The organism is Streptomyces sp. NBC_00457, from assembly GCF_036014015.1.
Taxonomy (GTDB): Bacteria; Actinomycetota; Actinomycetes; order Streptomycetales; family Streptomycetaceae; genus Streptomyces.
Genome location: NZ_CP107905.1, coordinates 4,885,125 through 4,905,824, shown reverse-complemented (window position 1 = coordinate 4,905,824; position 20,700 = coordinate 4,885,125). Strand labels below are relative to the sequence as shown.

General features: G+C 69.9%; 22 protein-coding genes. 16 read left to right on the top strand and 6 right to left on the bottom strand.

The annotated features are described in order from the left end of the window. The first annotated feature begins 19 nt into the window (after positions 1-19). A complete protein-coding gene (locus tag OG828_RS22200; RefSeq protein WP_328359570.1) occupies positions 20-235 on the top strand; it encodes a hypothetical protein in 216 nt (71 codons plus the stop codon). On the opposite strand, the gene OG828_RS22195 is transcribed toward OG828_RS22200, so the two are convergent. After that, a complete protein-coding gene (locus OG828_RS22195; RefSeq protein WP_328502092.1) occupies positions 225-1,421 on the bottom strand; it encodes a threonine aldolase family protein in 1,197 nt (398 codons plus the stop codon). The two genes, OG828_RS22200 and OG828_RS22195, sit on opposite strands and share 11 nt — an antisense overlap. A gap of 219 nt (positions 1,422-1,640) precedes the next feature. On the opposite strand from OG828_RS22195, the gene OG828_RS22190 reads away from it, so the two are divergent. The 10 genes from OG828_RS22190 to OG828_RS22145 all read left to right on the top strand — a co-directional run bounded on the left by OG828_RS22190 (position 1,641) and on the right by OG828_RS22145 (position 10,515). Further along, entirely contained in the window at positions 1,641-2,570 is a 930-nt protein-coding gene (locus OG828_RS22190) for a Rossmann-like and DUF2520 domain-containing protein (protein WP_210577980.1), read from the top strand. Continuing rightward, positions 2,567-3,595, top strand: coding sequence for a pantoate--beta-alanine ligase (gene panC, locus OG828_RS22185; RefSeq protein ID WP_328439251.1), 1,029 nt, complete (start codon positions 2,567-2,569; stop codon positions 3,593-3,595). The genes OG828_RS22190 and panC overlap by 4 nt, the downstream gene beginning before the upstream one ends. Beyond that, positions 3,592-5,322, top strand: coding sequence for an L-aspartate oxidase (locus OG828_RS22180; protein WP_328439250.1), 1,731 nt, complete (start codon positions 3,592-3,594; stop codon positions 5,320-5,322). Before panC ends, OG828_RS22180 begins: the two co-directional genes overlap by 4 nt. Positions 5,323-5,327: 5 nt before the next feature. Next, positions 5,328-6,305: a carboxylating nicotinate-nucleotide diphosphorylase gene (gene nadC / locus OG828_RS22175; protein ID WP_328442377.1), complete on the top strand. Its 978-nt coding sequence runs from the start codon at positions 5,328-5,330 to the stop codon at positions 6,303-6,305. Positions 6,306-6,308: 3 nt separating this feature from the next. Further along, positions 6,309-7,106, top strand: a complete 798-nt coding sequence (locus OG828_RS22170; RefSeq protein ID WP_210577983.1) for a type III pantothenate kinase — start codon at positions 6,309-6,311, stop codon at positions 7,104-7,106. Between the two features lie 737 nt (positions 7,107-7,843). After that, the gene (locus OG828_RS22165) at positions 7,844-8,563 is read left to right on the top strand and encodes a hypothetical protein (protein WP_328504913.1); all 720 of its coding nucleotides are present in this window, start codon (positions 7,844-7,846) and stop codon (positions 8,561-8,563) included. A gap of 78 nt (positions 8,564-8,641) precedes the next feature. Next, a complete protein-coding gene (locus OG828_RS22160; RefSeq protein WP_328359553.1) occupies positions 8,642-8,821 on the top strand; it encodes a hypothetical protein in 180 nt (59 codons plus the stop codon). Positions 8,822-8,958: 137 nt separating this feature from the next. After that, positions 8,959-9,411 (top strand): BlaI/MecI/CopY family transcriptional regulator, encoded by a 453-nt coding sequence (locus tag OG828_RS22155; protein ID WP_443060167.1) that lies wholly within the window; start codon positions 8,959-8,961, stop codon positions 9,409-9,411. A gap of 9 nt (positions 9,412-9,420) precedes the next feature. Then, positions 9,421-9,954: an amino-acid N-acetyltransferase gene (locus OG828_RS22150; RefSeq protein WP_328359548.1), complete on the top strand. Its 534-nt coding sequence runs from the start codon at positions 9,421-9,423 to the stop codon at positions 9,952-9,954. Between the two features lie 225 nt (positions 9,955-10,179). Continuing rightward, a complete protein-coding gene (locus tag OG828_RS22145) occupies positions 10,180-10,515 on the top strand; it encodes a histone-like nucleoid-structuring protein Lsr2 (RefSeq protein WP_210577987.1) in 336 nt (111 codons plus the stop codon). Between the two features lie 21 nt (positions 10,516-10,536). On the opposite strand, the gene OG828_RS22140 is transcribed toward OG828_RS22145, so the two are convergent. Further along, a complete protein-coding gene (locus OG828_RS22140) occupies positions 10,537-11,181 on the bottom strand; it encodes an SCO3374 family protein (protein WP_328502091.1) in 645 nt (214 codons plus the stop codon). A 432-nt stretch (positions 11,182-11,613) separates the two neighbouring features. On the opposite strand from OG828_RS22140, the gene OG828_RS22135 reads away from it, so the two are divergent. Beyond that, positions 11,614-14,139, top strand: a complete 2,526-nt coding sequence (locus OG828_RS22135; protein WP_328359543.1) for an ATP-dependent Clp protease ATP-binding subunit — start codon at positions 11,614-11,616, stop codon at positions 14,137-14,139. 58 nt (positions 14,140-14,197) lie between these two features. On the opposite strand, the gene OG828_RS22130 is transcribed toward OG828_RS22135, so the two are convergent. Then, entirely contained in the window at positions 14,198-14,335 is a 138-nt protein-coding gene (locus tag OG828_RS22130; protein ID WP_328502090.1) for a hypothetical protein, read from the bottom strand. 60 nt (positions 14,336-14,395) lie between these two features. Further along, on the bottom strand, positions 14,396-15,025 hold the full coding sequence (locus OG828_RS22125) for an HAD family acid phosphatase (RefSeq protein WP_328359537.1): 630 nt from the start codon (positions 15,023-15,025) through the stop codon (positions 14,396-14,398). Positions 15,026-15,458: 433 nt separating this feature from the next. Here OG828_RS22125 and OG828_RS22120 point away from each other — a divergent pair, with 433 nt between their 5' ends. After that, entirely contained in the window at positions 15,459-16,046 is a 588-nt protein-coding gene (locus OG828_RS22120) for a M23 family metallopeptidase (protein ID WP_328359534.1), read from the top strand. Here the strand turns inward: OG828_RS22120 and OG828_RS22115 are convergent. Beyond that, positions 16,043-16,639, bottom strand: a complete 597-nt coding sequence (locus OG828_RS22115; RefSeq protein WP_328439244.1) for a TetR/AcrR family transcriptional regulator — start codon at positions 16,637-16,639, stop codon at positions 16,043-16,045. The genes OG828_RS22120 and OG828_RS22115 overlap by 4 nt on opposite strands. Before the next feature lie 121 nt (positions 16,640-16,760). Between OG828_RS22115 and OG828_RS22110 the strand changes: the two genes are divergently transcribed. The 3 genes from OG828_RS22110 to OG828_RS22100 all read left to right on the top strand — a co-directional run bounded on the left by OG828_RS22110 (position 16,761) and on the right by OG828_RS22100 (position 19,346). Continuing rightward, positions 16,761-18,353, top strand: a complete 1,593-nt coding sequence (locus tag OG828_RS22110; RefSeq protein ID WP_328359528.1) for an MDR family MFS transporter — start codon at positions 16,761-16,763, stop codon at positions 18,351-18,353. A gap of 74 nt (positions 18,354-18,427) precedes the next feature. Then, positions 18,428-19,027: a helix-turn-helix transcriptional regulator gene (locus OG828_RS49585; protein WP_443060166.1), complete on the top strand. Its 600-nt coding sequence runs from the start codon at positions 18,428-18,430 to the stop codon at positions 19,025-19,027. Beyond that, entirely contained in the window at positions 18,915-19,346 is a 432-nt protein-coding gene (locus tag OG828_RS22100; protein WP_328359525.1) for a VOC family protein, read from the top strand. The genes OG828_RS49585 and OG828_RS22100 overlap by 113 nt, the downstream gene beginning before the upstream one ends. A gap of 5 nt (positions 19,347-19,351) precedes the next feature. Here the strand turns inward: OG828_RS22100 and cseC are convergent, their stop codons facing one another. Further along, positions 19,352-20,695: a two-component system sensor histidine kinase CseC gene (gene cseC / locus OG828_RS22095; protein WP_210577996.1), complete on the bottom strand. Its 1,344-nt coding sequence runs from the start codon at positions 20,693-20,695 to the stop codon at positions 19,352-19,354. Positions 20,696-20,700 lie beyond the last annotated feature (5 nt).

Genomic DNA, 20,700 nt, shown 5'->3' with positions numbered 1-20,700 from the left:
CCCGAGAAGGCGATCCGCCATGAGCATCACCCAGTTCCACGTCCTCGACTCCTACCGCGCCCGGCAACTCGGCGAGCCCGACCCGCCCGCGCCCGGCGCGCACGACTGGCAGGTCATCCGCGAACTGCGCGACCACCGGCGCTTCCGCGCGGTCCTCGCGGGCCGCCCGGCCCACGGCCGGCTACGGCAGGCCCTGAGCCGTTGGCCGCGTCGGCGCCCGCGCTCTACCCGCTGACCCGCGCGATCAGCCGGGCGGCGAAGTCGGCGACCGCCGCCTTCACGTCCTCGGCCGTCCACTCCAGGCCCGCGGCCCGTACGTCGATCTCCGTGACGGCGAGCCCCGGGCCGGAGGCATCCCAGGGCCGGGCGAAGAGCAGGGTCCCGGTCTCCTCGGCCTGCCGGACCGCGACATCGGCGACGACATCGGCGTCGTACGGCAGCCAGACCTGGAACTCGTTGGTGTGCGGCTCCTCGGGGTGGACGCGCGTCCAGGGGACGCCGGCCGCCGCGAAGCCCTCGCGCAGCGCGGCGGCGACCACGCGCGCGTGCCGCACGTACTCGGGAAGCCGGGGCAGTTCGCGCTCCAGTCCGGCGAGGGCCGACAGCACGGTCGGGAACTGCTGGAAGACGGTGCCGCCGTACCGGTGCCGCCAGGCCTTGGCCTCGTCCACCAGCGTCCTGGGGCCGGCGAGGGCGGCCCCGCCGAACGCGTCGAGGGACTTGTAGAACGACACGTAGACGCTGTCCGCCAGGCTCGCGATCTCGTTCAGGGGGCGGCCGAAGTGGAGGGTGGTCTCCCACAGGCGCGCGCCGTCGAAGTGCACCACCGCGTCGCGCTCCCGCGCCGCCTCGACGATCTCGGTGAGCTCCTCCCAGGAGGGCAGCACGAAACCGGCGTCCCTGAGGGGCAGTTCGAGCATCAGTGTCCCGAAGGGCTCCTCGAAGTCGCGTACCTCGGCGGCGGTCGGCAGCCGGGGCTCGCTCGTCACCCGGACCGGGCGCAGGCCGCTGACCTCGCGCAACGCGTTGCGCTCATGGACCTCGGGGTGGGCGAGCGCGTGCAGGGCCACCACGGGGCTGCCGGTGCGGCCCGCCCAGCAGCGCAGGGCGACCTGCTGCGCCATCGTGCCCGTCGGGAAGAACGCGGCGGCCTCCATGCCGAGCAGACCGGCGACCTTCTCCTCCAGGGCCTCGACGACGCCGTTGCCGTACATGTCCACCGTCTGATCCAGGTCGTACACCTCTTCGGCGGCCTCCAGGACCGCCAGGCGCTCCCGGAGCGTGCTGAGCACGCTGCTGCGCGCGAACACGCGCTCCGCGCCCCGGTAGGCGCTGATGCGCCGTTCACGGCGTGCCTTGCGCCGCTCGTCGTCCGACTCGGATGTGACTGGTCGCGTGCCCTGCTCCGACGTATCGCTCATGCGACGGATCATGCCGGTCGGCGATTCACGCGGGCACCCACTTTTCCGCAGCCGCCTTCCGGACCCGTCACTCCGCTCCCGCCTTTCGGCAGTCGGCGCGACTGACGTGTGGCCGCCCACAGCCTGTGGACAACCGGACGCCCCGGCAACCGATCGCGTTAACATGACGAGAAATCGTCCGGTACCCAGAGCGGACTGGAACGGGAAGGCCTCCGTCGCGTGAGTACAGTCCAACAGCCAGACCCCAAGGACCGCCCCGCGCGGCTCACCGTCGGCGTCGTCGGCGCCGGTCGCGTGGGACCCGCGCTGGCCGCGTCCCTCCAACTCGCCGGACACCGCCCGGTAGCCGTCTCCGGAGTCTCCGACGCCTCCAGGAAGCGGGCCGCGCTGCTGCTGCCCGACGTGCCGCTCGTACCGCCCGCCGACGTCCTCGAGCGCGCCGACCTCGTCCTGCTCACCGTCCCGGACGACGCCCTGCCCGCGCTCGTGGAGGGCCTCGCCGAGACCGGCGCCGTGCGGCCGGGGCAACTGCTCGTGCACACCTCCGGGCGGTACGGCGCCAAGGTCCTCGACCCCGCCCTGCGCGCCGGCGCGCTGCCGCTGGCCCTGCACCCCGCGATGACCTTCACCGGCACTCCTGTGGACGTCCAGCGCCTCGCCGGGTGCTCCTTCGGCGTGACCGCACCCGACGAACTGCGGCTGGCCGCCGAGGCCCTCGTCATCGAGATGGGCGGCGAGCCCGAGTGGATCGCCGAGGAGAACCGGCCGCTCTACCACGCGGCCCTCGCGCTGGGCGCCAACCACCTGGTCACGCTGGTCGCCCAGTCCATGGAGCTGCTGCGCGCGGCCGGCGTCGGCGCCCCGGACCGGATGCTCGGCCCGCTGCTCGGCGCCGCACTCGACAACGCCCTGCGCTCCGGCGACGCCGCCCTCACCGGGCCCGTCGCGCGCGGGGACGCCGGTACGGTCGCCGCGCACGTCAGCGAGTTGCGCAGGCACGCCCCCCAGGCCGTCGCCGGATATCTGGCGATGGCGCGCGCGACCGCCGACCGGGCGCTCGCCCACGGTCTGCTGAAACCGGAGCTGGCAGAGGACCTGCTGGGGGTACTCGCCGACGGGACCAACGGGACCGAAGGGGACGCCCGATGACCACCGCCCTGCTGCGCACCTCCGCCGAGCTACACGCACGCGCGCGTGAAGGCCGTCGCGCCGTCGTGATGACCATGGGCGCCCTGCACGAGGGCCACGCCACCCTGATCCGCACCGCGCGCGAGATCGCCGGCCCGGACGGCGAGGTCGTCGTCACCGTCTTCGTCAACCCGCTGCAGTTCGGCAAGGGCGAGGACCTCGACCGCTACCCGCGCACCCTGGACGCCGACCTCAAGCTCGCCGAACAGTCGGGCGCGGACGCCGTGTTCGCCCCCTTCGTGGACGAGGTCTACCCCGGCTGGGGGTCCCCCCGGACGAAGTCTGGGGGAGAACCCCAGGTGCGCATCAGCGCCGGCCCCATGGGCGAACGCCTGGAGGGCGCCTCCCGCCCCGGCCACTTCGACGGCATGCTCACCGTCGTCGCCAAGCTGCTGCACCTCACCCGCCCCGACATCGCCCTGTACGGCCAGAAGGACGCCCAGCAACTCGCCCTGATCCGCCGGATGGTGCGGGACCTGAACTTCGGCGTCGAGATCGTCGGCGTACCGACCGTGCGCGAGGACGACGGCCTGGCCCTGTCCAGCCGCAACCGCTATCTGTCACCCCAGGAACGGCGCACGGCCCTCGCCCTGTCCCAGGCGCTGTTCGCAGGTCTCGACCGGCACGCTGCGCAAGAGGCGCTGCGCGCGCGGGCTCGCGAAGTGCCCGCCACGCGCGCGCGTGCCGAGGCGCTCAGCGCCATAGGGGAGTCCCGCGCGGCGGCCGACGCGCATGCGGTCGCCAAGGCCGTGCCGGGTGGCCCGTCGGCCGTCCGCGCCGCCGCCCGCCTGGTCCTCGACGAGGCGGCCCGCCTCAACCCGCCGCTCCAACTGGACTATCTGGCCCTGGTCGACCCGTCCGACTTCACCGAGGTCGCGGACGACTTCACCGGGGACGCCGTCCTCGCCGTCGCCGCCCGGGTCGGGACGACCCGGCTGATCGACAACATCCCCCTCACGTTCGGAACCTTCGGAGCCGCCTCGTGACCAGCACCGGTATACGCCTGCACGCCCCCGCCCCCGGCTGGTCCATCTCGGCGGACGTGGTGGTCGTCGGATCCGGCGTCGCCGGCCTCACCGCGGCCTTGCGCTGCGAGGCCGCCGGCCTCACGACGGTCGTCGTCACCAAGGCCCGCCTCGACGACGGCTCCACCCGCTGGGCGCAGGGCGGCATCGCAGCGGCCCTGGGCGAGGGCGACACCCCCGAGCAGCACCAGGACGACACGCTGGTGGCGGGCGCGGGCCTGTGCGACGAGGAGGCCGTACGGATCCTCGTCACCGAGGGCCCGGACGCCGTACGGCGGCTCATCGAGACGGGCGCCCACTTCGACGAGTCCTCCGAGGGAGAGCTGGAACTCACCCGCGAGGGCGGCCACCACCGCCGCCGTATCGCGCACGCCGGGGGCGACGCGACCGGCGCGGAGATCTCCCGGGCGCTGGTCGAGGCGGTGCGCGCGCGTGGGCTTCGTACGATCGAGAACGCGCTGGTACTCGATCTGCTGACGGACGCGGACGGCCGTACGGCGGGCGTCTCCCTGCACGTCATGGGCGAGGGCCAGCACGATGGCGTGGGCGCCGTGCACGCCCCCGCGGTCGTCCTCGCGACCGGCGGCATGGGGCAGGTCTTCTCGGCGACCACGAACCCGTCCGTGTCGACCGGCGACGGCGTGGCGCTCGCCCTGCGCGCGGGCGCGGAGGTCTCCGACCTCGAGTTCGTGCAGTTCCACCCCACCGTGCTGTTCCTCGGCCCGGACGCGGAAGGCCAGCAGCCCCTCGTCTCCGAGGCGGTACGCGGTGAGGGCGCCCACCTGGTCGACGCCGGCGGCGTGCGCTTCATGACCGGACAGCACGAGCTGGCTGAACTGGCGCCCCGGGACATCGTCGCCAAGGGCATCATGCGCCGCATGCAGGAGCAGGACGCCGAGCACATGTTCCTCGACGCCCGGCACTTCGGCGCCGACATGTGGGAGCACCGCTTCCCGACGATCCTCGCAGCCTGCCGCGCCCACGGCATCGACCCCGTCCACGAGCCCATCCCGATCGCCCCGGCCGCCCACTACGCCTCCGGCGGCGTCCGCACGGACTCCCAAGGCCGTACGACCGTGCCCGGGCTCTACGCGTGCGGCGAGGTCGCCTGCACCGGCGTGCACGGCGCGAACCGGCTCGCGTCCAACTCCCTCCTGGAGGGCCTGGTCTACGCCGAGCGCATCGCCGAGGACATCGCGGCGAGCCACGCCGAAAACGGCCTCCACGCGCGCGTGCCGCACCCGGTGCCGTACCCCGAGGTCCCCGAACACCCCCTGCTGGAGCCGGAGACCCGGTTCGCGATCCAGCGGGTCATGACCGAGGGCGCGGGCGTCCTGCGCTCCGCCGACTCCCTCGCCAAGGCCGCCGAACAGCTCCAGCAGCTGCACGCCGACGCCCGTGACGCCCTCCACGAGAACGGCAAGACGGCCGAGGCCGGCGTCGACACCTGGGAGGCCACCAACCTCCTGTGCGTGGCCCGTGTCCTGGTCGCCGCCGCCCGGCAGCGCGAGGAGACCCGTGGCTGCCACTGGCGCGAGGACTATGCCGAGCGCGACGACACAGCATGGCGGCGCCACATCGTCGTACGGCTGAATCCGGACCGCACACTCGCCGTACACCCCACCGATACCGCAGACTTCCCCCCGACCCGGCAGCACCATCCGGCGCAGCGTCCCCAGGAGCAGTGACAGCAGTGGATACCCCCGACCTTCCCCTCGCACAGGACGACGGCTGCGGCGACGGCTGCGCCTGCGGTGCGGACACCGGCGACGAGTACCTGGAGTGCGGGCTCGATCCCGCACTCGCCGAGCTCCTGGCCGAGGCCGGACTCGACCCCGTGGAGGTCGAGGACATCGCGAACGTGGCCATCCAGGAGGACCTCGACCACGGGGTGGACGTGACGACGGTCGCGACCATTCCCGAGGACGCCGTCGCCACCGCCGACTTCACCGCGCGCGAGGCGGGCGTCGTGGCGGGCCTCCGGGTCGCCGAAGCGGTGCTCTCCGTGGTCTGCGAGGACGAGTTCGCCGTCGAGCGGCACGTGGACGACGGCGACCGGGTGGAGGCCGGGCAGAAGCTCCTGTCGGTCACCACGCGCACACGTGACCTGCTGACGGCCGAGCGCAGCGCGCTCAACCTCCTGTGCCGCCTGTCGGGCATCGCGACCGCCACGCGCGCGTGGGCGGACGTTCTGGACGGCACGAAGGCGAAGGTCCGCGACACCCGGAAGACGACGCCGGGGCTCCGGTCGCTGGAGAAGTACGCGGTGCGGTGCGGCGGCGGCGTGAACCACCGGATGTCGCTGTCCGACGCGGCCCTGGTGAAGGACAACCACGTGGTCGCCGCGGGTGGTGTCGCGCAGGCCTTCAAGGCCGTACGGGAGGCCTTCCCGGACGTGCCGATCGAGGTCGAGGTCGACACCCTGGACCAGCTGCGCGACGTCGTGGACGCCGGCGCCGATCTGATCCTGCTGGACAACTTCACGCCGGGCGAGTGCGAGGAGGCGGTGGCCCTCGTGCACGGCCGGGCCGCCCTGGAGGCCTCCGGGCGCCTCACCCTGGAGAACGCGAAGGCGTACGCGGACACCGGCGTGGACTACCTCGCCGTCGGAGCCCTGACCCACTCCTCGCCGATCCTGGACATCGGCCTCGACCTCCGTGAGGCGGAGTAAGTCATGCTCCTCACGATCGACGTCGGCAACACGCACACCGTCCTCGGCCTGTTCGACGGCGAGGACATCGTCGAGCACTGGCGGATCTCCACGGACGCACGCCGTACGGCCGACGAGCTGGCGGTCCTGCTGCAGGGCCTCATGGGCATGCATCCGCTCCTCGGGGACGAGCTGGGCGACGGCATCGACGGGATCGCGATCTGCGCGACCGTGCCGAGCGTGCTGCACGAGCTGCGTGAGGTGACGCGGCGGTACTACGGCGATGTGCCGGCCGTACTGGTCGAGCCGGGCGTCAAGACGGGTGTGCCGATCCTCACCGACAACCCCAAGGAGGTCGGCGCGGACCGGATCATCAACGCCGTGGCGGCGGTCGAGCTGTACGGCGGGCCCGCGATCGTCGTGGACTTCGGTACGGCGACGACGTTCGACGCGGTCAGCGCGCGCGGGGAGTACATCGGCGGGGTCATCGCGCCCGGCATCGAGATCTCCGTCGAGGCGCTCGGCGTCAAGGGCGCGCAGTTGCGGAAGATCGAGGTGGCGCGGCCGCGGAGCGTGATCGGCAAGAACACGGTCGAGGCGATGCAGTCCGGGATCGTGTACGGGTTCGCCGGGCAGGTGGACGGTGTGGTGCACCGGATGGCGCGGGAGTTGGCCGACGATCCGGACGAGGTGACGGTGATCGCCACGGGTGGGCTGGCGCCGATGGTGCTGGGTGAGTCCTCGGTGATCGATGAGCATGAGCCGTGGCTGACGCTGATCGGTCTACGGCTGGTCTACGAGCGGAACGTCTCCCGCATGTGACCCACGTCCGCCGTGCCCCAAGGTTTCCTCGCCCCCGCCGCCCCTACCCGCCCCATCCCTGAGGGCTGCGCCCCCAGACCCCCGCTTCGGCCTGAACGGCCTCGTCCTCAAACGCCGGACGGGCTGAGTGATGTGGCTCGGCGCTGAGAGGCCGGGCCCGCGTCAAACGCTGGGCGGGCCGGCGCTCCCGGCGGGTGGGTGGGGGTTCGGGACGGCGCGTCTCGTTCTCGAACGCGGGCGGGCTGAGTGATGTGGCTCGGCGTTGAGAGGCCGGGCCCGCGTCAAACGCTGGGCGGGCTGGCGCTCCCGGCGGGTGGGTGGGGGTTCGGGACGGCGCGTCTCGGTCTCAAACGCCGGACGGGCTGAGTGATGTGGCTCGGCGTTGAGAAGCCACCCCTGGGGCGAACGTCGGGCGGGCGGGATGGTGCGTGCTTGTGCTGGCGGTACGGCCCCGGCGGGTGAGTGGGGATCGGGATGGCATGTCCCGTTCTCGAACGCGGCGGGCTGGATGATGCGGCTCGGCACCGAGAAACCGGCTCCGCGTCAAAACGCCGGGCGGGCTGACGATGTCGGCAGCGGCCGACCGGCGCTGAGCAGTCAGGGGGCGGGGCGGTAGGGCTCGTGGTTGTCGCGTCCGGGTGGGTGGCTCTTGCGCCACACCCGGGAGATGTGGCCGGGTTTGTCTGATTAGCGCGTATCGTCACCGCATGCCCACGCCATACGGATACCGCGGCGGCATGGCGTTCGGCGTGGAGGAGCTGCGTGTGCTCCGCCGCGCTCTCGCCCTCGCCCTTCAGCCCAGCCCGGTCTCGGCCGAGGACGTCCAGGACTGTCTCCGCCTTGCCGAGTCCCTCGACGAGGCGATGTGTGAGGGGGCGCGGATGCGGGCCTTCCTGGTGGCCGACGTCGCCCGGTACCGCACCGCCCTGCCCGGCACCGCCGCCGGCTACCTCGCGCTGCTGGGGGAGGCGCTGGGTGCGGGGTACCGGCCGGTTCCCGATGACATCACCGCACTCCAGGCGTTGAGCGGCAACCCTGCCGCAGCCGCCCTCCTCGACCGCTGCCGAAATCTCGCCGAGCCGGATCAGCGGGATCAGCGGGATCACCGGGATCGGCGTGATCAGCAGGACCGGCGGGATGAGTCGGGCGGGACGGGCGTACGCGGCCATCTCGCGCCCCGTGCCGGGCGATCCGCGACATCGCCCCTCGCGCCCGGCGCCCCAGCCTCCTGGACGCGCTTCACAGCCCTTCCCGGCGGTCTCGCCGCGGACGCGGGGGAGGGGCCCGGACGTAAGCCCGAGAAGAAGCCCGCCGAGAAACCGGCCCCCAAGCCCGCCCCCGCCCCGGCCACTCCGAAGCCCGCTCGACCCATCCCCACCCCGGGCGAGGTCTTTCCGCGCCGCAAACCCGCATCGCCGCCCGCGAACCCGTCACGGCAGCTCGTCGTCGCAGGTTGAGCGGCACGCTCGGCACAGGCGGACGAAAACCCTCAACCCGGCACCGTCCGCTCCACGCCCCGTGGCTACCCTGGTCGCATGGACTATGTCTCCGCGCTGCTGCCCCCGGCCGTGATGGCCGTGTTCTTCATCGGTGTGATCCGGGTGATCGTGAGGAGCCAGGGCGGGGCCAACAAGGCCAAGGAGGACGCGGCTGTCGACGCCGCCATCGCGCGCGTGGACGGCGCCCGCCAGACCCCCTCCGGCACCGACGCCTGACGTACGGCGTACGGCTCCCGTGCCCCTCGGGCACTTTCGGGCTGTACGCCCTTTTCGTTCCCGTTTGTTCTCCATGTGCCCGCCCCGGGCGCCAATACGGAGATCTCCCACTATTGTGTCGAGTTGTGCCTCGCCCATTGGGAGAACTCGAAGACGCGGTCATGACGCGGGTGTGGAAGTGGAACCGCCCGGTGACCGTTCGAGAAGTCCTCGAAGATCTTCAGCAGGAACGGTCCATCGCCTACACCACGGTGATGACCGTTTTGGACAATCTCCATCAGAAGGGCTGGGTGCGCCGCGAGGCGGAAGGCCGGGCCTATCGATATGAGGCGGTCTCCACCCGGGCCGCCTACGCCGCCGCGCTGATGAACGAGGCCTGGTCGCAGAGTGACAACCCGGCCGCCGCTCTCGTCGCCTTCTTCGGGATGATGAGCGACGAACAGCGGCAGGCCCTGCGGGACGCCATCCGCGTCGTCGGAGACCCGGAAGAATCCCCTGCACCCGCCGAAGAGGCCGGCGCCACCGATAGCGCCGAACGCGATACGGGTGGGGAGAACCCCGGCTCGGCACCGGAGGCGGGCGGGCGATAGCGTCCGCTCATGTCAGCAGAGCGTCCCGAAGTCACCGCAAAAGCCATCACCGTCCGCCGGGCCCGCACCCGCGATGTACCGGCGGTGCGTCGACTCCTCGACACCTACGTCCGCGACCGGATCCTGCTCGACAAAGCCACGGTGACCCTTTACGAGGACATCCAGGAGTTCTGGGTCGCGGAACGGGACGACAACGCCGACGTGGTCGGCTGCGGCGCCCTGCATGTGATGTGGGAAGACCTCGCCGAAGTGCGCACTCTCGCGGTGAAGCCCGGACTGAAGGGTGCCGGTGTCGGGCATCAGTTGCTGGAGAAGTTGGTGCACACCGCACGCTGGCTCGGCGTTCGCCGCGTATTCTGCCTGACCTTCGAAGTGGACTTCTTCAGCAAGCACGGCTTCGTCGAGATCGGCGAGACACCTGTTGACACCGACGTCTACGCGGAGCTGCTGCGTTCCTATGACGAGGGCGTCGCGGAGTTCCTCGGTCTCGAACGAGTGAAACCGAACACCTTGGGCAACAGCCGGATGCTTCTGCATCTGTGATCGCCAACGAGATTTCAAGCGGACTGCGCTGCCCAGGTTCCCTATGTCCGAAACGCGCATGTTTCCGGACCAAGGATGACCTGTGGGTCTCTCCCAGGGGTTTGTGTTTTTCCAGCAAAAGCGGTTTGCTTTCCGATGTACTGCAGTACTGCATATAACAGGGGACGGCGAAACGGCGGACGCCGCAGACCCCAGGCCCTCAAGTTATCGATGAAAGGAAATCCGGTGGCACAGAAGGTTCAGGTCCTTCTTGTCGACGACCTCGACGGCGGCGAGGCGGACGAGACCGTGACGTTCGCGCTGGACGGCAAGACGTACGAGATCGATCTCACGACCGCCAATGCGGACAAGCTGCGCGGCCTTCTCGAGCCTTACGTGAAGGGTGGTCGTCGCACCGGAGGCCGTGCTTCGGGTGGACGCGGAAAGGCGCGTGCCGCTTCGGGTGGCAGCCAGGACACCGCGCAGATCCGCGCCTGGGCGAAGGAGAACGGTTACGAGGTCAACGACCGCGGCCGTGTTCCCGCGACCATTCGCGAGGCATACGAGAAGGCGAACGCCTGATCGCGAGGCCTTTGGCAAGGCCTATGACAAGGCCGATGGCTGAGCGCAAGCGCGCCGCAGCCGCAATCGGTGGCAGTGGGTTGCCACCGTGTTCACAAGTCGCACGAGATCGGGGGCGTCTCCACCGCCCCCCAGAGCCGACAGCGTCGGCAGCGAGGCTTCGACCTCGCATCCCGGCTCGGGGGGTCGCAGCCACACGGCGGCCCCCCGGAGGGCTGCGGTCCCCGTCCACGGCGGCCGGGCTCCCGTGGCGGAGCACCGTCCCGGAGGCACGGGTGCGTCCATGAGGCCGCCCTCGCCGATCGCCGTCAGGTCGAGCGCCAGCGTGCCCCACTCCAGCCAGTCCAGCAGCCCGGGCAGCTCTTCCCCGCTGCCCGCGGCCACCAGCAGCCGCATCCGGTCGCCCTGTACGGCCACCGGAGAGCCCGGCGCCAGGTGGCGCAGCGCGGACCGGCCCGCCTCGGCCGGCACGTCCAGGACGTCGAAGCGCAGGCCCAGGGGAAGTCGTAGGGGAATCCCGGGCACCGTCGCCCATCCCAGTTCGTTCTCGTACCACCGGCGGACCTGATCGCTCGGATCGAGCGGCCGCCGGGGGAAAGGGACCGCTGCGGAAACGGTGGAGGCGGTGGAGATTGCGGGCGAAGTCGAGCGGCCGGTGGCAACCATGCCAAGCGCAACTGCCGAAGGACCGTGCGAGTTACGCTGGGTGTTCACGTGAGTGCGCAGCGTGCTGGAAAAGGGGGCGTGCGGGGGTGTGGGGTCGTGCAAGGTTGTTCGCCCGTAGCGGAGGGAACGGGTGCACGCGGCATGGACTGTCGGTGCGAGCGGGTAAGACATCCCTAGTGAGAGGGGGCGACACGCAGGACAGGGCGTCTCACGTTCGCCATCGGCGTACTGATGGTGAGGGTAACTGCCTGGCCTGCGGGAACATCGTCTCGCACCATCGGGTTGGAGCAGATGTCGGCGTTAGCGGGGTCAGGAGGCCATCGACGGTGTCGGCAGTTGGAATGAGCGGTCCCCGCTTGCGGGACTAAGCTGCGGAAGGACAGGGAGGGGAAGTTCCCCCCACTGCCTGACCGCTCTGAGGAGCGATTAACGATGTTCGAGAGGTTCACCGACCGCGCGCGGCGGGTTGTCGTCCTGGCTCAGGAAGAAGCCCGGATGCTCAACCACAACTACATCGGCACCGAGCACATCCTCCTGGGCCTGATCCACGAGGGTGAGGGTGTCGCCGCAAAGGCCCTGGAGAGCCTCGGCATTTCGCTTGAGGCGGTCCGTCAGCAGGTGGAGGAGATCATCGGTCAGGGCCAGCAGGCCCCGTCCGGCCACATCCCCTTCACTCCCCGTGCCAAGAAGGTCCTGGAGCTGTCGCTCCGCGAGGCCCTTCAGCTGGGCCACAACTACATCGGCACGGAGCACATCCTGCTCGGCCTGATCCGTGAGGGCGAGGGCGTCGCCGCCCAGGTCCTGGTCAAGCTGGGCGCTGATCTCAACCGTGTGCGGCAGCAGGTGATCCAGCTGCTCTCCGGTTACCAGGGCAAGGAGACCGCCACCGCCGGCGGGCCTGCCGAGGGCACCCCCTCGACGTCCCTGGTGCTCGACCAGTTCGGCCGGAACCTCACCCAGGCCGCTCGTGAGTCCAAGCTCGACCCGGTCATCGGGCGCGAGAAGGAGATCGAGCGGGTCATGCAGGTGCTGTCCCGCCGTACCAAGAACAACCCGGTCCTGATCGGTGAGCCCGGCGTCGGCAAGACCGCCGTCGTCGAGGGCCTCGCCCAGGCCATCGTCAAGGGCGAGGTGCCCGAGACCCTCAAGGACAAGCACCTCTACACCCTGGACCTCGGCGCGCTGGTCGCCGGCTCCCGCTACCGCGGTGACTTCGAGGAGCGCCTGAAGAAGGTCCTCAAGGAGATCCGCACCCGCGGCGACATCATCCTGTTCATCGACGAGCTGCACACGCTGGTCGGTGCGGGTGCCGCCGAGGGCGCCATCGACGCCGCTTCGATCCTGAAGCCGATGCTGGCCCGTGGTGAGCTGCAGACCATCGGCGCGACCACGCTGGACGAGTACCGCAAGCACCTGGAGAAGGACGCGGCCCTGGAGCGCCGCTTCCAGCCCATCCAGGTCGCCGAGCCCTCGCTCCCGCACACGATCGAGATCCTCAAGGGTCTCCGTGACCGGTACGAGGCGCACCACCGCGTCTCCATCACCGACGAGGCGCTGGTGCAGGCCGCCACCCTGGCCGACCGGTACATCTCGGACCGCTTCCTGCCGGACAAGGCGATCGACCTGATCGACGAGGCCGGTTCCCGGATGCGCATCCGCCGGATGACCGCGCCGCCGGACCTGCGCGAGTTCGACGAGAAGATCGCCGGTGTCCGCCGCGACAAGGAGTCCGCGATCGACTCGCAGGACTTCGAGAAGGCCGCCTCCCTCCGCGACAAGGAGAAGCAGCTCCTGGCCGCCAAGGCCAAGCGGGAGAAGGAGTGGAAGGCCGGCGACATGGACGTCGTCGCCGAGGTCGACGGCGAGCTGATCGCCGAGGTCCTCGCGACCGCTACGGGCATCCCGGTCTTCAAGCTGACCGAGGAGGAGTCCAGCCGCCTGCTCCGCATGGAGGAGGAGCTGCACAAGCGGGTCATCGGCCAGACCGACGCCGTCAAGGCGCTGTCGAAGGCGATCCGCCGTACGCGTGCCGGTCTGAAGGACCCGAAGCGTCCGGGTGGTTCGTTCATCTTCGCGGGCCCGTCGGGTGTCGGTAAGACGGAGCTGTCCAAGGCCCTGGCCGAGTTCCTCTTCGGTGACGAGGACGCGCTGATCTCCCTCGACATGTCGGAGTTCAGCGAGAAGCACACGGTGTCGCGTCTCTTCGGCTCGCCCCCCGGATACGTGGGCTACGAAGAGGGCGGTCAGCTGACCGAGAAGGTCCGCCGCAAGCCGTTCTCGGTGGTCCTCTTCGACGAGGTCGAGAAGGCCCACCCGGACATCTTCAACAGCCTGCTGCAGATCCTGGAGGACGGTCGCCTGACCGACTCCCAGGGCCGGGTCGTGGACTTCAAGAACACGGTCATCATCATGACGACCAACCTCGGCACCCGGGACATCTCCAAGGGCTTCAACCTGGGCTTCGCGGCCTCGGGCGACAAGAAGACCAACTACGAGCGCATGAAGAACAAGGTCTCGGACGAGCTCAAGCAGCACTTCCGTCCCGAGTTCCTCAACCGCGTCGACGACGTGGTCGTCTTCCCGCAGCTGACCCAGGACGACATCCTCGCGATCGTCGACCTGATGATCGGCAAGGTCGACGAGCGCCTCAAGGACCGGGACATGGGCATCGAGCTCTCCCAGTCCGCCAAGGAACTGCTCTCGAAGAAGGGTTACGACCCCGTGCTGGGCGCGCGTCCGCTGCGCCGCACCATCCAGCGCGAGATCGAGGACTCCCTCTCCGAGAAGATCCTCTTCGGCGAGCTGCGCCCCGGCCACATCGTGGTCGTGGACACGGAGGGCGAGGGCGAGGCCAAGACCTTCACCTTCCGGGGTGAGGAGAAGTCGGCACTGCCGGACGTTCCGCCGATCGAGCAGGCGGCCGGTGGGGCTGGGCCGAATCTGAGCAAGGAGGCGTAAGCCTCAGAGCGAAGGGGCCGGTGCCGTGACGGCACCGGCCCCTTCGCCATGTGTGGCGTCAGGAGCGGGATTCCACGATGACCGCCGCGTCCGGGAAGACCAGCCCGGCACCGGGGCCGTCCGAGGCGAACAGCTTGCGTACGAGCGGGCCGACCACACTGGACGCCAGCCGGCCGCCCAGTACCGTGGGCTCCATCCGCCTCACCCCCGTGATCGCGCGAACGGGGGTGAGACTACCCGGAGTTGGGTGGATGGGTCAGGACAGCTGACCGTCGTAGTCGGGCAGCTTGTACGTCTTCTCGGCGTGGCCGCCCGAGAGGTCGGTGGCGCTGTTTCCGATGTTGGCGATGATCGTGTAGCCCTTGTTCTCGATGTCGACGCGCTGGGCGGTCTTGTAGGCGGCGACGTTCTTGAAGAGGTCGAGGAAGTTGCGGACGTAGAGACCGGAGACGTCGTAGCCCTGGTGCTCGAGGTTGTACTCGGTGGGCGCGTAGATGATGCCGGGGCGGGCGGTCACGAAGAAGAGGTCGACGCCGTGGGCCTGGGCGTACTCGGCGACCTCCAGGACCGGCTGGTTGGCCGGCTGCGGGTAGCTGAAGCCGAAGTCGGTCTCCAGCGCGGTGTTGTCGATGTCGAGGACGATCGCCTGCTTCTCGCCCGGCTTGGTGGCGGCGATGCGCTGCTTCAGGTACGGCATCGCCTGGTCCATCACCGCCTGGCAGTCCCGCTGCCAGGTCGCGTAGTCGACGTCCTCGGCTGCGGCGGCGCTGACGGACGTGCTCGTGGCCGTCGCGGCCTGGGCGCCGGCGGGGACGGCCATCGCCGTGACGGCGACGGTGGCGACGGCGGTCATGCCGATACGGCGCGTCCAGGTGCCTCTGCTCATGGGGGTGGGGGTCCTCTCACGTCACACGTGCGCTGCCGGTTGTCGCGTGCATGCTCGTCGGCGGGGGTGGCGCGAGGGGAAAGAAGTGGTTACTTGACGGTAACTCCACGCGAGATGCGGGTCACACCGCGGGTGGTCGCTCGGTGACAAGCCGCACAGGCGATTTGCCCGGTACTAGAGGGAATAGTGGAAACCGCCGTTTGGGCAAAAGGGACTATTGGTGCGGAGGGGTGGGGCGGTTCCGCCCTCATGGGTCGATTTGCGCTTGATGGTTGCTCTGTCAATAACCGGGAAGTTTTGCGGTGAAGTACTAGCTTCCGTCGTAGATCGGGGGTTTGGGGGTCTCTGGGCGATGGGGGTACCAAGGGGTGTCCCATCCGGCGGCTGCCTGTGCGCCGGGTGGTTTTCTGTCCCCTTCCCCCGTGAGGTTCTGATGTTCCAGCGCGTCTCCGCTCGCTCTTCCCGTACGTCCCTGCTCCGCACCCGTGGGGCCGTCATGGCTGCCGCCGTCGGTGCCTCGGTTGTGCTGGGGGCCGGAGTCGCGACCGCCGCGCAGGGCACGGTCGCCAAGGCCGCGCCCACCGCCGCCGCGAAGAAGGCCACGTCCTGGGTCAAGCCGGTCGCGAAGTACACAAAGTCCGCGAGCTTCGCGGCGAACGGCGCCATGTGGCAGTCCACCCACAGTGGTCAGGACTTCGCCGTGCCCAGCGGCACCGTCGTCAAGGCCGCGCACGGCGGCACGGTCGTCAAGGCCGGCGGCAACGGCGCCGGTGACGGCCCCGCCTACGGCAACGCCATCGTCATCAAGCACGGCAACGGCACGTACTCCCAGTACGCCCACCTGTCGAAGATCAACGTCAAGTCCGGCCAGATCGTGAAGACCGGCCAGCGGATAGCCCTGTCCGGCAACACCGGCAACTCCAGCGGCCCGCACCTGCACTTCGAGGTCCGTACGACCGCGAACTACGGCTCCGCCATCGACCCGGTCGCCTTCCTGCGCGGCAAGGGCCTGGCGCTCTAAGCGTTCCGGCTTCCGGTGTGTGCCTGTGTCACCAGATCGATCGCGACCTCGAGGACGGCCTTGCGCTTGTCCTCGGGGTCGCCTTCGAGGTCCCGCAGGACGAACATCCCGGCGTGCATCGTGAACAGGGCGCTGATGCAGCGGACCTGGTCGACCAGGTCGGCGTCCGGGTCGATGATGATGTCGCGCATGCCCATCATGCGGTTCTTGAACATCTCGCCGATGCTCAGTTCCCGTACGGTCGCCTGGTTCTCCTGCATGAACTGGAACAGCGGCGCCGCCTCGGACAGGATCCGGCCGTAGCGCCGTACGATCTCCTGCTTCGTCTCCAGGGTGTGCGGCTGTTGCTTGCCCCACTCGATCAGGTCCTCGATCGGCTTCGTCAGGTCCTCGAAGAGGCTGACCAGGATCTCTTCCTTGGTCTTGAAGTGGTAGTAGAGCGCCGCCTTCGTGACATCGAGGCGCTCGGCGATCTCCCGCAGGGAGGTCTTCTCGTAGCCCTGCTCGGCGAAGAGTTCGAGGGCGATGTCCTGGATGCGCTGGCGGGTGTCCCCGCGGCGCCGGTGCTTGGTGCCGTCCATGGTGCCGCCCATCCTCGTACTCCTCGGCTTTCCAGAAAACTTACTTGACGCCCGGCTAGTTACGCCTCTACCTTCCGAGTGTAGACAACTAGCCGGGCGGCAAGTAAGTAGCGGTGCCGGGGGAGTGGGAACGATGGTGGCGACAGAGACAGTCACAGACGAGGCGGGCGGTCGGCCCAGGAGCGTGCGGGTCGTGCTCTTCGCGCTCATGATCGCGATGATGCTGGCGATGCTCGACAACATGATCATCGGCACCGCGATGCCGACGATCGTCGGTGAGCTGGGCGGGCTCGAGCATCTGTCGTGGGTGGTGACGGCGTACACCCTGGCGACCGCGGCCTCCACCCCGCTGTGGGGCAAGCTCGGCGACATGTACGGCCGCAAGGGCATCTTCATGAGCTCGATCGTGCTCTTCCTGATCGGCTCCGCGCTCAGCGGCATGGCCCAGGACATGGGGCAGCTGATCGGCTTCCGCGCCGTGCAGGGCCTCGGCGCCGGTGGGCTCATGGTCGGCGTCATGGCGATCATCGGTGACCTCATACCGCCCCGCGAGCGCGGCAAGTACCAGGGCATGATGGCCGGCGTCATGGCGCTCGCGATGATCGGCGGTCCGCTGGTCGGCGGCACCATCACCGACCACTGGGGCTGGCGCTGGGCCTTCTACATCAACCTGCCGCTGGGCATCGTCGCGCTGCTCGCCATCAGCGCCGTACTGCATCTGCCGAAGAAGCGGGCGCAGACGCGGATCGACTACCTGGGCGCGGGCCTGCTGACGGTCGGCATCACCGCGATCGTGCTGGTCACCACCTGGGGCGGTACGGAGTACGCCTGGACGTCCGCGCGGATCATGGAGCTGATCGGCATCGGGGTCGCCGCGCTCGTCGGGTTCGTGTTCTGGCAGACCAAGGCCGCCGAACCGGTGCTGCCGCTGCACATCTTCCGCAGCCGGAACTTCACGCTCATGTCGATCATCGGCTTCATCGTCGGGTTCGTGATGTTCGGCGCCACGCTGTTCCTGCCGCTGTACCAGCAGTCCGTGCAGGGCGCGTCCGCGACCAACTCCGGGCTGCTGCTCCTGCCGATGCTCGGCGCGATGCTGGTGACGTCGATGGTCGCGGGGCGGGTGACCACCAACACCGGGCGGTACTACGTCTTCCCGGTCGTCGGCAGTGCGCTGATGGCCGTCGGGCTGTATCTGCTGTCGACGATGGACACCGGGACCTCGCGGCTCACGTCCGGCGTGTTCATGGCCGTCGTCGGACTCGGCATGGGCTGCCTGATGCAGATCACCATGCTGGTCGCGCAGAACAGCGTGGAGATGAAGGACATGGGCGTCGCGTCCTCGTCCACCACCCTCTTCCGCACCCTCGGCTCCTCCTTCGGCGTCGCGATCATGGGCGCGCTGTTCAACCACCGGGTCCAGGACGTCATGGCCGACCGGGCCGGTGCACTGGGCTCCAAGGTGACCGAGCAGTCCGCCCAGCTGGACGCGGCGAGCCTGGCGAAGCTGCCGGAGGCGGCGCGCGAGGCGTACCAGCACGCGGTGTCGGCGGGCACCCACTCGGCGTTCCTGCTGGGGGCCGTGGTGGCCGTGATCGCGCTGGTCGCGGCGGTGTTCGTGAAGGAGGTGCCGCTGAAGGGGGCGGGGCCGAAGGAGGACTCCCCGGGCGGTGAGGACTCCCCGGGCGGTACGGCGGTGCGGGCGCCGGCGACCGAGACGGTCTGAACGAGCGGTGAGCGAACGGCCCCCGGGGTGTGGACCCGGGGGCCGTTGTCAGTGCCGCGTGCCACCATCGGGCCATGGACACGATGCGGCCGCTGCGCCTGGCCAAGGACGCCATGGACCGCGACTGGGCCGAGCCGTCCCTCGACCTGGACGCGGTGGCGGCGCATGCCGGGTACTCGCGCTATCACTTCATACGGGCTTTCAAGGCGGCGTACGGCGAGACGCCCGGCCAGTATCTGACGCACCGCCGGATCGAGCGGGCCGAGGATCTGCTGCGCACCGCGGATCTGACGGTCACGGAGATCTGCCACCTCGTCGGCTTCAGCAGCTTGGGTACGTTCTCGACCCGGTTCAAGGCGCGCACCGGGCTGACGCCGAGCGAGTACCGGAGCAAGCACGTGGGGCAGGGGGCCGCGCTGATACCCGGGTGTTACGCACTGTTCTGGGCGGGGGATTCCGGCGCCCTTCGGCCGGAGTGGACAGCAATTCCGGAGAAGCGGACTGACCGGCGGGCTGCCTACGGTGACGGACAAGAGCCGACACCGACAGGAGAACAGAGCCATGATCAAGGGCCTGGGCATCACCACCGTATGGACCTTCGACCAGCAGCGCACCAAGGCCTTCTTCACCGAGAAGCTCGGTTTCGAGGAGCGCACCGACCTGTCGATGGGTGACATGCGGTGGGTCACCGTGGGCGCCAAGGACCAGCCAGAAGTCGAGCTGGCGCTGATGAGCCTCGACGGACCAGGGCTCGACCCCGAGTCCTCCGAGGCTCTGAAGACGCTGGTCGGCAAGGGCGTCATCGGCGCCGGGGCGTTCCGGACCGACGACTGCCGCGGGGACTACGAGACCTTCAAGGCACGCGGGGTGGAGTTCATCCAGGAGCCACAGGAGCGGCCGTACGGCATCGAGGCGATCTTCCGTGACGACAACGGGAACTGGTACTCGCTGACCGAGCGGAGTGAAGAACTGGACATGTCGAAGCCGTTCTGAGCCGTCTACGGCAGCATCTGATAACTGCCCGTGCTCGTCGGCGCATGCTCCGGCAGCCACAGCACGGCCACCGCGCCCTCCGCCGGCACGTGCTCCGGCGCGCCCGCCGGGCGGATGTTGCGGAAGGTCAGCCGGGCGCCCAGGACGCGGGCCTGGCCGGCGGCGATGGTCAGGCCGAGGCCGTGGCCGTGGCCGGAGCGGTCGCTGCGGCCGGTGCGGAAGCGGCTCGGCCCCTCGGCGAGGAGCTCCTCGGGGAAGCCGGGGCCGTGGTCGCGGACCCGGATGACCCGGCCCTCGACGGTGACCTCGATGGGCGGCTTGCCGTGCCGGGCGGCGTTGGCGAGCAGGTTGAACAGCACGCGCTCCAGGCGCCGCGGGTCGGTGGTGACCTCCGACTCATGGACCACGCGCACCTCGATGGCCGGGTCCTTCGCCGCCACCCGCCGGCTGACGAACTCGCCCAGCATGATGTCCTGCAGCTCGGCCCGCTCCGAGGCACCGTCGAGGCGGGCCACCTCCAGGACGTCCTCCACCAGCGTGCGCATGGCCTTCGCCCGGTCCAGGACCAGCTCGGTCGGCCGGCCCGGCGGCAGCAGCTCGGCCGCGGTCAGCAGCCCGGTCACCGGCGTGCGCAGCTCGTGTGCGATATCGGCGGTGACCCGGCGCTCGGCCTCCAGCCGCAGCTGTAGGGCGTCCGTCATGGCGTCCACCGCGCTGGCCAGGTCGTCGGTCTCGTCCCGTACGACACCGCCGATCGCGTCCCGCACCCGGACGTCCGTCTCGCCCTTGGCGACCTGGTTCGCCGCGGCCGCCGCCTTGCGCAGCCGGCGCGACAGCTGTCCGCCGATGAGCACACCGAGCGCGCTGCCGCCGAGGACGACGGTGATGGAGCCGATGACGAGGGCCTGGTCGAGGTCGTTGAGGATGTCGGTGCTGCGGTCGGTGAACCCGGTGTGCAGGGACAGCACACGCCCGTCCGTGACCGGCACGGCGGCCCATATGTCCGGCACGCCGCCCTTGTGGTCGGTCACATAGGTGGCCCGGCGACCCTGCTCGACCTTCAGCCGCAGCTCGGGCGGCAGGTCCGGGTCGTTGATCTCGACGTTCGGGAAGTTCGGCCGTTTGGACAGCTCATAGTTGCGCTGGGCGATCTGGATCCGCTCGTCGGCCAGCTCGCGTGCGTTGTCCAGCATCGAGACCCGGGCCGCGTTGTGCACGACCAGGCTCAGCGCGATCGCCACCAGCGCACCGACGAACGCGATCGCCGCGCTCAGCTTCCACCGCACGCCCGTACGGATGCCCGTGCGTGCCCATCGCGCCGGGAGCAGGCGCCCCAAGATCCCCCGCATACCCC

Coding starts and splice junctions, on each gene's coding strand:
- OG828_RS22115 (WP_328439244.1), bottom strand. CDS start 16,639: ATGGGCGGCACCATGGACGGCACCAAGCACCGGCGCCGCGGGGACACC.
- OG828_RS22130 (WP_328502090.1), bottom strand. CDS start 14,335: ATGGAGCCCACGGTACTGGGCGGCCGGCTGGCGTCCAGTGTGGTCGGC.
- OG828_RS49585 (WP_443060166.1), top strand. CDS start 18,428: ATGGACACGATGCGGCCGCTGCGCCTGGCCAAGGACGCCATGGACCGC.
- OG828_RS22170 (WP_210577983.1), top strand. CDS start 6,309: ATGCTCCTCACGATCGACGTCGGCAACACGCACACCGTCCTCGGCCTG.
- OG828_RS22125 (WP_328359537.1), bottom strand. CDS start 15,025: ATGAGCAGAGGCACCTGGACGCGCCGTATCGGCATGACCGCCGTCGCC.
- OG828_RS22165 (WP_328504913.1), top strand. CDS start 7,844: ATGGCGTTCGGCGTGGAGGAGCTGCGTGTGCTCCGCCGCGCTCTCGCC.
- OG828_RS22110 (WP_328359528.1), top strand. CDS start 16,761: ATGGTGGCGACAGAGACAGTCACAGACGAGGCGGGCGGTCGGCCCAGG.
- OG828_RS22100 (WP_328359525.1), top strand. CDS start 18,915: ATGATCAAGGGCCTGGGCATCACCACCGTATGGACCTTCGACCAGCAG.
- OG828_RS22150 (WP_328359548.1), top strand. CDS start 9,421: ATGTCAGCAGAGCGTCCCGAAGTCACCGCAAAAGCCATCACCGTCCGC.
- panC (WP_328439251.1), top strand. CDS start 2,567: ATGACCACCGCCCTGCTGCGCACCTCCGCCGAGCTACACGCACGCGCG.
- OG828_RS22195 (WP_328502092.1), bottom strand. CDS start 1,421: ATGAGCGATACGTCGGAGCAGGGCACGCGACCAGTCACATCCGAGTCG.
- OG828_RS22140 (WP_328502091.1), bottom strand. CDS start 11,181: ATGGTTGCCACCGGCCGCTCGACTTCGCCCGCAATCTCCACCGCCTCC.
- OG828_RS22135 (WP_328359543.1), top strand. CDS start 11,614: ATGTTCGAGAGGTTCACCGACCGCGCGCGGCGGGTTGTCGTCCTGGCT.
- OG828_RS22200 (WP_328359570.1), top strand. CDS start 20: ATGAGCATCACCCAGTTCCACGTCCTCGACTCCTACCGCGCCCGGCAA.
- OG828_RS22120 (WP_328359534.1), top strand. CDS start 15,459: ATGTTCCAGCGCGTCTCCGCTCGCTCTTCCCGTACGTCCCTGCTCCGC.
- OG828_RS22160 (WP_328359553.1), top strand. CDS start 8,642: ATGGACTATGTCTCCGCGCTGCTGCCCCCGGCCGTGATGGCCGTGTTC.
- cseC (WP_210577996.1), bottom strand. CDS start 20,695: ATGCGGGGGATCTTGGGGCGCCTGCTCCCGGCGCGATGGGCACGCACG.